The following is a 12,071-nucleotide window of genomic DNA, read 5'->3' as shown; positions in this document are numbered from 1 at the left end:
TCCGCGTTCGTTCACCGGCGGCGAGGTCCTCGCGGCCGGCGGCGGCAGCGGGCAGGAGCTGATGGGCGAGAAGGCCGCGTGGCTGGCGTTCGTCGGACAGCACGACGAGGTGGACCGGTCCTCGACACTGCTGTTCATCGACCACCCGGACAACAAGAACACCCACTGGTTCGTGCGCAGCACACCGTTCGCGGCGGTCAACCCGTCGTTCGCCTTCTTCGACACCGTCGAGGTGCCATCCGGTGAGTCGCTGCACCTGCGCCACCGGCTGGTCGTCGCGACCGGCGGCTGGGACCGCGGGCGCCTGGAGTCCTACGTGGAGGAGCACGCGTGGTGACCCCGTTCCCCGGTGGGATCGGCCTGTCCGGTCTGCGGGTGTACGACTGGCCGACCGCGGACGGGGTGTGCGGCGGGTCGCCGCACGTGCACCTCACCTGCGCGGAGTGCTACTACGTGGTCGGCGGGCAGGGCCGGGTGCAGACCCTCACCCGGCGCGGGTTCGCCGAGACCCCGCTGCGCACCGGCACGGTCGCGTGGTTCACGCCCGGCACGGTCCACCGGCTGGTCAACGACGACGACCTGCACATCGTCGTCGTGATGCAGAACAGCGGCCTGCCCGAGGCCGGTGACGCGGTGTTCACGTTCCCGCCCGAGGTGCTGGCGGACCCCGAGCGCTACGCGACCGCCGCGTCCCTCGCGCAACCCGGGCACGCCTACGCCGCCTCCGAGCCCGCCGCCCGCCGGCGCCGCGACCTGGCCGTCGAGGGGTTCCTGGAGCTGCGGGAACGCCTGGAGGCGGGCGACACCGCGGCGATCGAGGCGTTCTACGCGGCCGCGCTCGCGTTGAAGCGGGAGTCGCTGGACGACTGGGAACAGCGGTGGCGGGCCGGGGCGCTCGCGGCCACTCAGCTGACCGGCGAGCACCTGGAGCGCCTGCGCGCCGGGGACATCGGGCACCTCGCCGGCGCGGACGTCCACGTGGTGCGGGGGGAGGAACCGCAGCGGTTCGGCATGTGCGGCCGCCTCGACGTCCACGACCCGGCAGCGGGCCGGTCGCCGTACCGGTGACCCGCGCTGCGCGGGCACCCCTCACCGCAGGTACGGCCAGCCCGCGGAGTCGAGGGCCAGCAGGTTGACGCCGAGCCGGGACGCGCCGGAGTCGGTGTAGTAGTGGTAGACGAGCAGGTCGCCGTCGACGTCGCTGAGGACGTCCTGGTGGCCGGGCCCGTGCACGCTGCCCTGCCCCGCCAGGACCTCCGTGCCGCCGCCCGAGGTCAGGGCGGTGCCGTTGCGGTCGACGTAGGGACCGGTGACGCTCGTCGATCGGCCGACCATGACGCGGTAGGTGCTTGACGCGCCCCGGCAGCAGTAGTCGAACGAGACGAACAGGTAGTAGTAGGAGCCCCGTTTGACGATGTTCGGCGCCTCGATCGGGCCGCCGTTGCGCCCGGCGAGGGACCGGATCGTGGAGTCGGCCCGCAGACCCGTGGACGGGTTCAGCGCGACCATCTTGATCCCGGACCAGAACGAGCCGAAGCTCAGCCACCAGCGGCCCTGGTCGTCCACGACGAGGTCGGGGTCGATGGCGTTGAAGTCGTCGGAGGTCCGCGACTCGACGACGAGACCGCGGTGGGTCCAGGTGCCGGCGTTCCCGCTGGGGCTGGTGGCGAGGAAGATCGCCGACCGGTTCGAGCCGAACGTCGAAGCGGAGTAGTACAGCCAGTACTGGCCGTTGCGGAACGACAGGTCCGGTGCCCAGAGGTTGCGGTCGCCGTTCGTGTACGGAGTGGTCCAGGACGCCCCGTTCGGGAACGCCGACCCGGCGGAGCGGAACGCGACCCGGTCGGTGGAGGTCCTGAGCGCGATGTCCCTCCCGGTGTGCGCCACCAGGTAGCTGCCGTCGGCGCGCCGGACCGCGCTCGGGTCGTGCACGCCGGTGTCACCCGTGACGCGGCCCGGCAGGGGATAGGCAGAGGCGGGTGGTGCCGTCCCGACGGCGGTGGCCAGCACCACCGCCGCGACCAGTGCGATCTTCCTCGTCATCGCGGATCACTCCAGCACGAACGTCGCATCGGAACGGCCCTGCGCGTCGGTGACCGCCTGCAGGAAGAGCAGACCGCCGTTGACGCGCACGTAGAGGCCGGGGAAGTTGACCGACTCGAACGACACCGCCGAGCTCGCGGCGAGTCCCGCGCGCTGGGTGAAGCTCGCGTCGTTGCGGAACAGGGTGCTGCCGTCGCTGCGGTCCACCCACAGCTCGTTGTTGCGGTGGCGCAGGTAGTAGCCGGGGAAGTTGGTCGACTCGAGCGACACGGTGCCGGACCCGGTCAGCCCGGTGACGACCCGGAACTGCGAGTCGGCCAGCGGCGACACGTTCGCCTCCAGCCGGGCGCGGTACTCCCAGTGCCGCACGAAGCGGTCGGCGGCGGCGTAGGACCGCAGCCGCACCGGCGTCGGGCCGTCGGGCACCGGAATGCCGAAGTCCGGGGTGCCGTCGGAGCGGTAGTGGACCTTCTGCACGCGGGTGCGGCGGTTCGGGTCGTTGAGCGGGTCGCCGCTGATGTCGCGGTAGTTGCGGTCGTGGTAGACGAGGACGTCGCTGGCACCGTCCTCGGAGACGGTGAACGAGTTGTGGCCGGGACCGTACTGGCCGGTCGCCGCGTTGCTGGTGAACACCGGGTCGGCGCTCTTCGTCCAGGAGGCCGCGTTGAGCGGGTCGGCCGACGCGGAGGCGGTCAGCAGCCCGAGGCAGTAGTTCGCGTCGGTGGCACTGGCCGAGTAGGTCAGGAAGAGCCGCCCGTTGCGCTGCAGGACCGACGGCCCCTCTGCGACCTTGTACCCGCGGGTCTCCCACGCCAGCGCCGGCACGGTCAGCCGCGTCACCGTCCCGGTGATGGTCCACGGGTTCGCGCCCATGCGGGCCAGGTAGAGGTTCGAGTTGGTGGCGATGCCCGGTTCCTGCTGCGCCCAGGTCAGGTACCGCACGCCGTTGTGCACGAACGTCGAGGCGTCCAGCGAGAAGGTGTCCCACGGCGTCGTGATCCGGCCGCGTTCGGTCCACGGCCCGGTCAGCGGGTTGGCAGCCGAGCTCTCCAGCACGTACATGCGGATGCGCCAGACGTCGTCGGTGCGCCCGGCGGCGAAGTAGACGTACCACCTGCCGTTGATGAAGTGGATCTCCGGTGCCCAGATGTGGGCGCCCATCTCACCGCTGGAGTGCTTGCGCCAGATCACCGTCTCCGCCGCCGTGGCCAGGCCCTGGATCGTCGTCGCGCGGCGCAGGACGATCCGGTCGTACTCCGGGACGGTCGCGGTGAAGTAGTAGAAGCCGTCGGTGTGCTTGAAGACGTGCGGGTCGGCCCGCTTCTCGGCGATCGGGTTGGTGTAGCGCACCGCGGACGCCGCACCGGCCTGCGGTACCGGCATCCCGGCCACGCAGGTGACGACCGCGAGCACCAGCACCGCCAGGCGGAGGAAGACCGTCCTCATCGACTGTCCTTTCAGGCCAGTGGGGCGGCGGCGGTGAACGACGCGTCACCGGCGAACGCCGAGTCGGAGGTGCGCCAGTCCACGCGCAGTTCGTAGTTGTGGTGGCGCAGGTAGCGGCCGGGGTGGGAGTAGGACTCCAGTGACGTGCCGGTGCCGGCGAGTCCGGTGCGGGCGCAGAACGTGGCGTCACGGGCGAACGTGGCGTCACCGGTGTTGGTGTCCAGCCGTGCCTTGAAGTCGTAGTGCCGCAGGTAGCGGTCGGGGAAGTTCATCGAGCGCAGCGAGTGGCAGTTCGCGTTGGCCAGGCCCGCCACGACCGTGAACGTCGCGTCCTGACGCGTGGAGAGCGGGCTGGACGAGCTCACCGGGTCCACGTACGCGAGGTTGTCGCGGTGGCGGACGTACCGGTCGGGAAAGTTCACCGAGCGGAACGAGCGGGCGCCTGTGGCGATGGCCGTGCCGTCGCCGGAGTCCTCACGCAGGACCGTGAAGTGCCGTGCGGTACCGGACAGCCCCGCCAGCTCGGTCTTGGCGCCGAACGTCGTGAGGTTGCCGCTGTCGGCGTAGAAGTAGCGCCGCTGGCCGTACTGGTCGAAGTAGATCCGCCAGCGGCCGTCGGGCAGCCGCACCAGAGCGGGTCCCTCCAGCCCGGAGCCCCAGCCCGCCCAGTTCCCGGTGCCGACGAACGTCCACGGCCCGGTCAGCGACGTGGCCGTGGCGTGCTCGACGTACTTGGTCGTCTCGTTCTTGAGGAAGTTGTGGTAGGTGCCGCCGACCTTGACCAGGAAGCTGTCGATGTAGTTGGCCGGGATGCCCAGCGCGACCGGGCTCGTCCACGCCGACAGGTCCGCGTTCGTCGCGGTGATCCGGTACGGGCGGAACTGCCCGGCCGTTCCCGTCGTGGACGCGGAGAAGACGACGTGGACGCTGCCGTCGGAGTCCTTGAACCACTCCGGTGCCCAGGTGCTGCCGGTGGCGCCGTTGAGGCCTACCCGGACGTTGCGCAGGAACGTCCACGTCACGTAGTCGGCACTGCGGGCGAAACCGATCGTGTCACCGGTCCAGTTCGTGGTGTAGACGAGGTAGTAGTAGCCGTCGGTGTGCCGGATGACGCTGGGATCGCGGATCAGGCCCGACGGCGGTGTGTAGGCGTTCGCCCTGACCTGCGTGAAACCGGTGGCGTTGGCCGAGTCGTAGACGTACATGTTCGACTCGCTGCTGTTGGTGAACGCCGTCATCAGGTAGTGCGGCACCGGACCGGCCGCCGAGGCGGCGGGGACGACGGCGGCCGCCGCGACGAGCGCGGTCACGAGCAGGACGAGCCGGAGTGCTGTGCGCGGCATGGACCGGCTCCCTCAGAACTTCGCGGCGACGATCGGCGCCAGGCGGTCGGCGATCTTGCGGTGCCCCTGGTCGTTGGGGTGCACGTTGTCGGTCGTGTCGGTGGCCTCGACGATCCAGCCGGTGGTGTCGACGAACCAGACGCGGCCGTCACCGCCGTTGACGACCTCCTGCACGGCCGCCTGCGTCTCCGGCAGGTACCGCTTGCGGAACGTGCCCAGCGCGAAGACCGCCGCGGTCGGGTACTTCTCCCGCACCCGCCGCAGCAGCGTCGCGTAGGAGGCGCGGAACTGCTCCTTGGTGACGCTGTGCCCGACGTCGTTGGTGCCGAGGTTGATCACGACCGCGTCCGCCCGGTAGCGGCCGAAGTTCCACGCCGGGGCGTTCAGGGCGAGGCCGGTGCGCAGGAAGCCCTCGCGCATGCTCAGGCACCCGTCCGCCGCCGGGTGCAGGCACGCGCCGCCGACCGCGATCTGCGTGTGGCCGGCCTTCAGCCGCTCGCCGGTCAGCCAGCCGTACGCGGTCAGCGCCTGCTTGGACGACTGCTGGCCGACGGTGATCGAGTCGCCGACGAACTCGATGGTCTTCGCGGGCACGGCGGGCGCGAACGTCCGCGCGCCGGTGTCGATCTCGATGCCCTGGTACACCGCGTCGCCCTTGTAGGAGCCTGCGATCGGGCGGTAGGACACGCGCAGGGTGTGGTTGCCGGTGGCCAGTGGGGCAGGCGTGAGGTCGACCGTCCCGCTTCGGTTCACGTACGACACGTCGGGGCCGCCGTCGATGCTGGCGAAGAAGTCGATCGTGCCGCGCTGCCGGAGCTTCACCGTCCGTCCGGTGAACCCGATGACGACGTGCGCACCCGCCCACTCGGACACGTAGGCGCCGGCCGAGCTCGTGTTCCAGCGGCCGGTGTAGCGGGCGTTCGGATCGGTGGGCGGGCTCGTGACGGCCGCCGTGGCCGCCGGTGCCGCGACGGCGGTGCCCGCGAGCACCGCCACCGCGACGAGCAGGGTCCTGATCATGGTGCGACCTTTCCGCGCGAGGGCAGGGGACGCGCGCCCTCGTGGACCATGAAGATTTCGAGACCGGGGCGGTTCGGGTCGATGTCGGTGACGTGCAGGGCGTCACCGTGCCCGACCCGGACCGCTGCTCCGGTGACGGCGCTGCCCGGTGGCAGCACGCCGGTCGAGCTGTACGCGAGCGACCCGTCGTCGTCGAGCGTCGCACCGCCGTGGACGACCTCCTGCCGCGGCTCCCGTCCGGCCAGGACGGCGGTGACCACCACTGGGAGCAGCACGCTTCGTCGCGGGTCCACAGCGGTCAGGATGGCCCGGCGTACTGGCGCGCGCAAGGGTGAGAAGTGTTGTGCAGCAATGTGGAAAGCGTTTTCCAGACTTGATCGTCGATTCGGGTGCGCCGTTCGACGGAGCAGGTGTCGAACGGGTCGAACGGCCATCGACCGGTGTTGCGCGTCCCGGTGGGGCCAGTCGGCGGTGTGGTCGCTTGATCCGCCGTGGTTACAGTCCCACTCCGGGAGCGCTCCCAGAAGATGTCCTCCCCTGTCGAACACCTCAGGAGGTCGTGGTGGCCCGCAGACTCCTCCGAGCGGTGGTGGCCGTCCTGGTGCTGGCGGCCTGCGCGGTCGTCGCTCCCACGCCCGCCGGCGCCGCCGCACCCGTTCGGATCATGGCCCTCGGCGACTCGATCACCGGCTCACCCGGCTGCTGGCGTGCGCTGCTGTGGAAGCACCTGCAGGACACCGGTCACACGGGCGTCGACTTCGTCGGCTCGCTCCCGGCGCCGGGCTGCGGTTTCCCCTATGACGGCGAGAACGAGGGCCACGGCGGCATCCTCGCCACGAACATCGTGCGGGACAACCAGCTCCCCGGCTGGCTGGCCACCGCACGGCCGGACGTCGTGCTGATGCACCTCGGCACGAACGACGTGTGGAACAACATCCCGGCGCAGACCATCCTCAACGCCTACACCACCATGCTCGGCCAGATGCGCGCCGCCAACCCGGCGGTGAAGCTGGTCGTGGCCCAGCTCATCCCGATGAACCCCTCCGGCTGCCCGGCCTGCGGCCAGCGCGTGGCCGACCTCAACGCCGCCATCCCGGCCTGGGCGAGGGCGAACAGCACGACGGCCTCACCGATCACGGTCGTCGACCAGTGGACCGGTTTCAGCACCGCCACCGACACCACCGACGGCGTCCACCCCAACACCACCACCGGCATCCAGAAGATCGAGAGCCGCTGGTACCCGGCCGTGGTGGCCGCTCTCGGGACGCAACCCCCGGCCGCGCCCGGCCTGCACGTCGAGGGCACCCGCGTCGTCGAGGCGAACGGCACCCCGTTCGTGATGCGCGGCGTCAACCACGCCCACGTCTGGTACCCGAACCGGACCAGGGCGTTCGCGGACATGAAGTCCTTCGGCACCAACACCGTCCGCGTCGTGCTCGGCAGCGGCCAGCGGTGGGGCCCGACCCCGGCCGCCGAGGTGTCGTCCGTCATCGCGCTGTGCAAGCAGAACAGGATGATCTGCGTCCTGGAGGTCCACGACACCACCGGCTACGGCGAGCAGAGCGGTGCCGCGAGCCTCGACCAGGCCGCCACCTACTGGCTCGGCGTCGCAGACGCCCTGAAGGGCCAGGAGAACTACGTCGTCATCAACCTCGGCAACGAGCCGTTCGGCAACAACGCCCAGGTCAGCGCCACGTGGGCCACGGCGACGAGCAGCGCGATCACCCGCCTGCGCGGCGCCGGCCTGCACCACCTGATCATGGCGGACGCCCCGATGTGGGGCCAGGACTGGCAGAACGTCATGCGGGACGGCGCGGCAGCGGTGTTCGCCGCCGACCCGTTGCGCAACACCGTGTTCTCCATCCACATGTACGGCGTCTACGACACCGCGGTCGAGATCAACGCCTACTTCGACGCGTTCCAGACCGCGGGCCTGCCGCTCGTGGTGGGCGAGTTCGGCTTCGACCACAGCGACGGCGACCCCGACGAGGACACCATCATGGCCCAGGCGCAGGCCCGCGGTCTCGGTTACCTCGGCTGGTCGTGGAGCGGCAACGGCAGCGACGTCGCCTACCTGGACATGACCACCTCCTTCGACCCGGCCGCACTGACCCCGTGGGGCGAGCGCTTCCTCAACGGCGCCAACGGAATCCGCCAGACCGCGAAGGAGGCCACGATCTTCGGCGGCGCGGTGGACCCCGTCCCGCCGTCCGCTCCGGGTGCCCCGGTCGCGTCGAACGTGACCTCCACCGGCCTGACGCTGACCTGGCCCGCCTCGACCGACAACGTCGGCGTCACCGGCTACGACGTCTACCGTGCCCTGGGCCCGGCTGCGTTCGCCCTGGTCGGTTCGGTCCCGTCGGCCACCTACACCGACACCGGTCTGACCGCCTCGACCACGTACCGGTACCGCGTGCGCGCCAAGGACACGACCGGCAACGTCTCCGCCGACTCCCCGGTCGTGTCGGTGACGACGGGCGCGGGTTCGGCGAGCTGCAAGGTCGCGTACTCGGGTTACAACTGGGGCGGTGGCAACGGGTTCACGGCGGGTGTGACCATCACCAACACCGGTGCCGCCCCGGTCGACGGCTGGACGCTGGCGTTCAGCTACGCGGACGGGCAGCGGCTGACGCTGCCGGGGTGGGGTGCCACGTTCGCGCAGTCCGGCGCGGCGGTCACGGCGGTGAACCTCGCCTGGAACCGGACGTTGGCACCCAACGGGTCGGTGAGCATCGGGTTCAACGGGACGTACAGCGGGGTGAACTCGGCGCCGGGGGCGTTCTCGTTGAACGGGAGCACCTGCACGACCGGCTGATGTGGAGCGCGCTGCGGGCCGTCGTGCTACAACGGTGCGACGGTCCCGCACAGCCAGGAAGTGCCATCACATGGAGAACGTCGTCGAGTCCATCGCGACCGAGTTGCTGATCGACGGCCTCACCGACTGGGTGCACGCCGACCTGCCGATCGGCTGGGCGCGCGAGACCGTGGGCGAGGACTTCAAACCGATCGCCGTCGCCGTGGTCGAGTACGTGGTTCTGGGTGGACTGATGGTCGCGGGCGACCTCGGCGGGACCGGTTTCGAGGCGTGGCCGGGAACCCCGGCGGACCACGTGCGCACGGTGGTGGAGAGGTACGAGGCGTACGACTGGAACCCGCAGGGCATGGCCGGCTGGCTCGCCAACACCGAGGCGGGCGACGCGCGGGTGGGTTGACGCGCTGGAGGGCTGACGCGGCAGCGGCTCCTCACGGGACCGGCGCCTGGTCACGCCGACCGGCACCGGTTCACGCCGACCGGCGCCCGGTCACGCCGCCCGGCGCCGGTTCACCGGCCGCAACCGGACCCGCCGCCCAGCCGCGGCCCGCCCAGCCGCAGGCTGCTCAGCCCGCGACACGTCGTCAGCAAGACCTCCGCCGGACTCGCCACCGGAGGAGACCCGCCCACCCGGCCCCCGATCGCGGAAGTGCACCACCGCGAGCAAGGCCAGCCCGATGACCAGCAACGAGTGCGACAGCACCCGGCCGGCGGTCGCCGTTCCGTTGACCAGGTCGCTCGCCGAGTACGGCACCAGCACGGCCACGAAAGCCGCCGTCACCGGGAGCACGCCCGCCGTTGCCGCCGGCCGCAGCGCGGTCCACAGGAGACCGAGGCCCAGGGCCAGGTTCCAGGCCGTGCTCTCGTTGAACAGGTGGCTGCTGTCCACGCCGGTCGTGTGCCCGCCGTGCGCCGCGGAGCCCGTGCCCAGCACCTGGGCGAGCCCGAGGGTGAGCTGTGCGACAGCGACCCCGCCGAGCAGGGCCCGCGACAGCCACGCCCGCGGTGCGGGTGGGGTGAGTGCGGGGGTGGCGTCGAGGACGGCCGCGGCGAGGTCCGGCGCCGGTGCGGCTGGGCGGACGCGCAGCGTGCGGGTCAGGGCGGTGGCGGTCTCCTGCCACTGGCGGCAGGGTGCGCAGGAGCCGAGGTGCGCGTCCACCTCCTCGGCGGGCACGCCCTCGTCTTCCCCGTCGAGGCGGGCGGACAGGGCTTCGCGGCAGGTGCTGCAGTCCACATGCACATTGTCGGTCATCCGGCCCAGTTGGTTCCCGGTGATCTGTGAACGGTTCGGCGGACGCGGGTCCGGCACGTGGCCCAGCGGGTCCGAATGGCCGGTGAGGTCACCGGACGGTGGCCGTTACGATGCGGCCTCGTGAACTCCCCCGATGACGAGGTGACCCGCTGGGCGTTGCAGGCACGCGGGGGTGACCGGGTTGCCCTCGAGCGGTTCGTGCGGGCGACGCAGCGGGACGTGTGGCGGTTCGTCGCGCACCTCGCGGACGTCGGCGTCGCGGACGACCTGGCGCAGGAGACGTACCTGCGGGCGTTGCCGAGCCTGCGCAACTTCGAGGCGCGGTCGTCGGCGATGACCTGGCTGTTGTCGATCGCGCGGCGGGTCGTGGTGGACCAGGTGCGGATGGCGCAGTCGCGGCCGCGGGTGTCCGCGGACGTCGACTGGGTTCAGGCCGCGGACCGGGGGCAGGGCACGTCGTCGGGGTTCACGGCGATCGTCGAGCTCAACGTGCTGCTCGACGGGCTCGCGGAGGACCGGCGGGAGGCGCTGGTGCTCACGCAGGTGCTCGGGCTGGGGTACGCCGAGGCCGCGGAGGTCGTCGGCTGCCCGATCGGCACGATCCGGTCGCGGGTGGCGCGGGCGCGGGAGGACCTGGTCAGGGCCGCCGGGCAGGACGCCACCGAAGTCGGCTGACAACTGCCGGGAACTGACCCGGCCGGGTGAACGACCTGTGGCACGTGACCGCGTCGTCCCTGCTGTTCCGAGGTGTGCATTGCCGCTATGGCAGGCACACCGCCGTTCATGCCGTCGACCTCGACGTGCCCGCGGGGCTGCGGGTGGCGTTGATCGGCACCAACGGCTCCGGCAAGTCGACGTTGCTGCGCGCGGTGCTGGGGTTCCAGCCGATCGCGGACGGCGTGGTGGAGGTCGGCGGGGTGCGGGCCGGCAACGCCGCGCAGTGGCGCCGGAGGCGGGCCGAGGTCGCGTGGATCCCGCAGCTGCGGTCGGCGGGGCGATTCCCGTTGCTGCTGGGCGAGTTGCTCGACAGCAGCGGTCACGGCGAGGCGGCGCGTGCGGCGGCGGAACGGCTCGGGCTCGCCGGGGTGGAGTCCCGTGGCGTGCACACGTTGTCCGGTGGTCAGGCGCAACGGGCGTGGCTCGCGCGGGCGGTCGGGGCCGTGGCCGCCGGAGCGGGCGTGCTCCTGGCCGACGAACCCACCGCGGCGCTCGACTTCGCGGGCCAGGAGGAAGCGGCGGCGGTCATCGCGGCGTTGCCGGTGACGGTGCTGGTGGCGACGCACGACCGGGCCGTGGCCGACGCGTGCGACCGGGTCGTGGAGATGGCCGCCGGGCGGCTGCGGGACGTGGCGTGATCGCGGAGCTGCTCGCGCTGGTCCCGGTGCAGCGCGCGGGTCTCGGCCTGCTGCTGGGTGCCGTCGCGTTGCCGCCGGTCGGGGTGCTGGTCGTCGGCCTCGACATCTACCCGGTGCGGTTCGCGATCATGCACGTGGCGTTGCTCGGCAGCGCGATCGGCCTGCTCACCGGCACCGACCCGCTGCTGTGGGCGCTGGCGCTGTGCGCGCTCGCCGGCGGTGGGCTGGCGCCGTTCGCGACGACGTCGGCGGGGCTGTCCGGTGCGATGGGGTTGCTGATGAGCCTCGCCATCGCCGTGGCGCTGCTGGTGCTGTCGATCTCCGGCGTGAACGCCAACGGCGCGTTCGAGCTGCTGTGGGGCTCGATCCTGTCGACCCGGCCGGTCGACCTGGTGGTGCTCGGGGTGCTGGCGGTGGCCATTCCGGCGCTGTTCTGGTGGCGTCGCGGGGATCTGGCGTTGCTGCTGCACGACAGGGAGCTCGCCGCGTGCTCCGGTGTGCGCACCGGACCGCTGACCGCGGCGCTGCTCGTGGTGATCGCGGTGTCGATCGCCGCGGCGATCAAGCTGACCGGCGCGCTGCTCGTGGACGCGCTGACCCTGCTGCCCGCGCTGGCGGCGCGGCGGATCGGCCGCGGCCTGACCGGCATGGTCGTCGCGTCGGTCGGCATCGGCCTCGTCGTGGCCGTCGGCGGTCTGCTGCTCGCACTCGCACTGGACCAGCCACCCGGTCCGGTGCTCGTCCTGCTGGCGGGCGTGATCGCCCTGCTGGCCCAGTTGTCGCCGATGAGGAGAACCTGA

General features: G+C 71.7%; 13 protein-coding genes. 7 read left to right on the top strand and 6 right to left on the bottom strand.

The window, feature by feature from the left end; all coding sequences use genetic code 11:
* The first annotated feature begins 61 nt into the window (after positions 1-61).
* Positions 62-337 (top strand): DUF6807 family protein, encoded by a 276-nt coding sequence (locus ACVDFE_RS27945; RefSeq protein WP_458432475.1) that lies wholly within the window; start codon positions 62-64, stop codon positions 335-337.
* A complete protein-coding gene (locus ACVDFE_RS27940; RefSeq protein WP_458432474.1) occupies positions 331-1,068 on the top strand; it encodes a cupin domain-containing protein in 738 nt (245 codons plus the stop codon). The genes ACVDFE_RS27945 and ACVDFE_RS27940 overlap by 7 nt, the downstream gene beginning before the upstream one ends.
* Positions 1,069-1,089: 21 nt before the next feature.
* Here ACVDFE_RS27940 and ACVDFE_RS27935 read toward each other — a convergent pair whose 3' ends face one another.
* Genes ACVDFE_RS27935 through ACVDFE_RS27915 form a run of 5 tightly spaced genes read right to left on the bottom strand, consistent with a single transcriptional unit; the run spans position 1,090 to position 6,145 of the window.
* Positions 1,090-2,043: an arabinan endo-1,5-alpha-L-arabinosidase gene (locus ACVDFE_RS27935; protein ID WP_458432473.1), complete on the bottom strand. Its 954-nt coding sequence runs from the start codon at positions 2,041-2,043 to the stop codon at positions 1,090-1,092.
* Positions 2,044-2,049: 6 nt separating this feature from the next.
* Positions 2,050-3,489, bottom strand: a complete 1,440-nt coding sequence (locus ACVDFE_RS27930; protein WP_458432472.1) for a family 43 glycosylhydrolase — start codon at positions 3,487-3,489, stop codon at positions 2,050-2,052.
* A gap of 11 nt (positions 3,490-3,500) precedes the next feature.
* On the bottom strand, positions 3,501-4,832 hold the full coding sequence (locus ACVDFE_RS27925) for a glycoside hydrolase family 43 protein (protein ID WP_458432471.1): 1,332 nt from the start codon (positions 4,830-4,832) through the stop codon (positions 3,501-3,503).
* A gap of 12 nt (positions 4,833-4,844) precedes the next feature.
* Entirely contained in the window at positions 4,845-5,852 is a 1,008-nt protein-coding gene (locus tag ACVDFE_RS27920; RefSeq protein ID WP_458432470.1) for a GDSL-type esterase/lipase family protein, read from the bottom strand.
* Positions 5,849-6,145 carry a rhamnogalacturonan lyase family protein gene (locus ACVDFE_RS27915; protein ID WP_458432468.1) on the bottom strand — a complete coding sequence of 99 codons (297 nt, stop codon included), beginning with the start codon at positions 6,143-6,145 and terminating at the stop codon, positions 5,849-5,851. Before ACVDFE_RS27915 ends, ACVDFE_RS27920 begins: the two co-directional genes overlap by 4 nt.
* Before the next feature lie 269 nt (positions 6,146-6,414).
* Between ACVDFE_RS27915 and ACVDFE_RS27910 the strand changes: the two genes are divergently transcribed.
* Both ACVDFE_RS27910 and ACVDFE_RS27905 read left to right on the top strand, forming a co-directional pair.
* The gene (locus ACVDFE_RS27910; RefSeq protein ID WP_458432467.1) at positions 6,415-8,667 is read left to right on the top strand and encodes a cellulase family glycosylhydrolase; all 2,253 of its coding nucleotides are present in this window, start codon (positions 6,415-6,417) and stop codon (positions 8,665-8,667) included.
* A gap of 70 nt (positions 8,668-8,737) precedes the next feature.
* On the top strand, positions 8,738-9,064 hold the full coding sequence (locus ACVDFE_RS27905) for a hypothetical protein (RefSeq protein ID WP_360383954.1): 327 nt from the start codon (positions 8,738-8,740) through the stop codon (positions 9,062-9,064).
* Positions 9,065-9,154: 90 nt separating this feature from the next.
* Here ACVDFE_RS27905 and ACVDFE_RS27900 read toward each other — a convergent pair whose 3' ends face one another.
* Complete coding sequence (locus ACVDFE_RS27900; RefSeq protein ID WP_458432466.1) at positions 9,155-9,898, bottom strand: zf-HC2 domain-containing protein; 744 nt, start codon at positions 9,896-9,898, stop codon at positions 9,155-9,157.
* Positions 9,899-9,991: 93 nt separating this feature from the next.
* On the opposite strand from ACVDFE_RS27900, the gene ACVDFE_RS27895 reads away from it, so the two are divergent.
* The 3 genes from ACVDFE_RS27895 to ACVDFE_RS27885 are packed head-to-tail and all read left to right on the top strand — an operon-like array spanning position 9,992 to position 12,071.
* Complete coding sequence (locus ACVDFE_RS27895) at positions 9,992-10,591, top strand: sigma-70 family RNA polymerase sigma factor (RefSeq protein WP_458434410.1); 600 nt, start codon at positions 9,992-9,994, stop codon at positions 10,589-10,591.
* Positions 10,592-10,617: 26 nt separating this feature from the next.
* Positions 10,618-11,271 carry an ATP-binding cassette domain-containing protein gene (locus ACVDFE_RS27890; protein ID WP_360383945.1) on the top strand — a complete coding sequence of 218 codons (654 nt, stop codon included), beginning with the start codon at positions 10,618-10,620 and terminating at the stop codon, positions 11,269-11,271.
* Positions 11,268-12,071 carry a metal ABC transporter permease gene (locus tag ACVDFE_RS27885; RefSeq protein ID WP_360383943.1) on the top strand — a complete coding sequence of 268 codons (804 nt, stop codon included), beginning with the start codon at positions 11,268-11,270 and terminating at the stop codon, positions 12,069-12,071. The genes ACVDFE_RS27890 and ACVDFE_RS27885 overlap by 4 nt, the downstream gene beginning before the upstream one ends.

The sequence above is a fragment of the Lentzea chajnantorensis genome, assembly GCF_054300775.1.
This window is presented reverse-complemented; position numbering and strand designations above follow the sequence as displayed.

Coding starts and splice junctions, on each gene's coding strand:
- ACVDFE_RS27930 (WP_458432472.1), bottom strand. CDS start 3,489: ATGAGGACGGTCTTCCTCCGCCTGGCGGTGCTGGTGCTCGCGGTCGTC.
- ACVDFE_RS27895 (WP_458434410.1), top strand. CDS start 9,992: ATGGCCGGTGAGGTCACCGGACGGTGGCCGTTACGATGCGGCCTCGTG.
- ACVDFE_RS27935 (WP_458432473.1), bottom strand. CDS start 2,043: ATGACGAGGAAGATCGCACTGGTCGCGGCGGTGGTGCTGGCCACCGCC.
- ACVDFE_RS27905 (WP_360383954.1), top strand. CDS start 8,738: ATGGAGAACGTCGTCGAGTCCATCGCGACCGAGTTGCTGATCGACGGC.
- ACVDFE_RS27925 (WP_458432471.1), bottom strand. CDS start 4,832: ATGCCGCGCACAGCACTCCGGCTCGTCCTGCTCGTGACCGCGCTCGTC.
- ACVDFE_RS27920 (WP_458432470.1), bottom strand. CDS start 5,852: ATGATCAGGACCCTGCTCGTCGCGGTGGCGGTGCTCGCGGGCACCGCC.
- ACVDFE_RS27945 (WP_458432475.1), top strand. CDS start 62: ATGGGCGAGAAGGCCGCGTGGCTGGCGTTCGTCGGACAGCACGACGAG.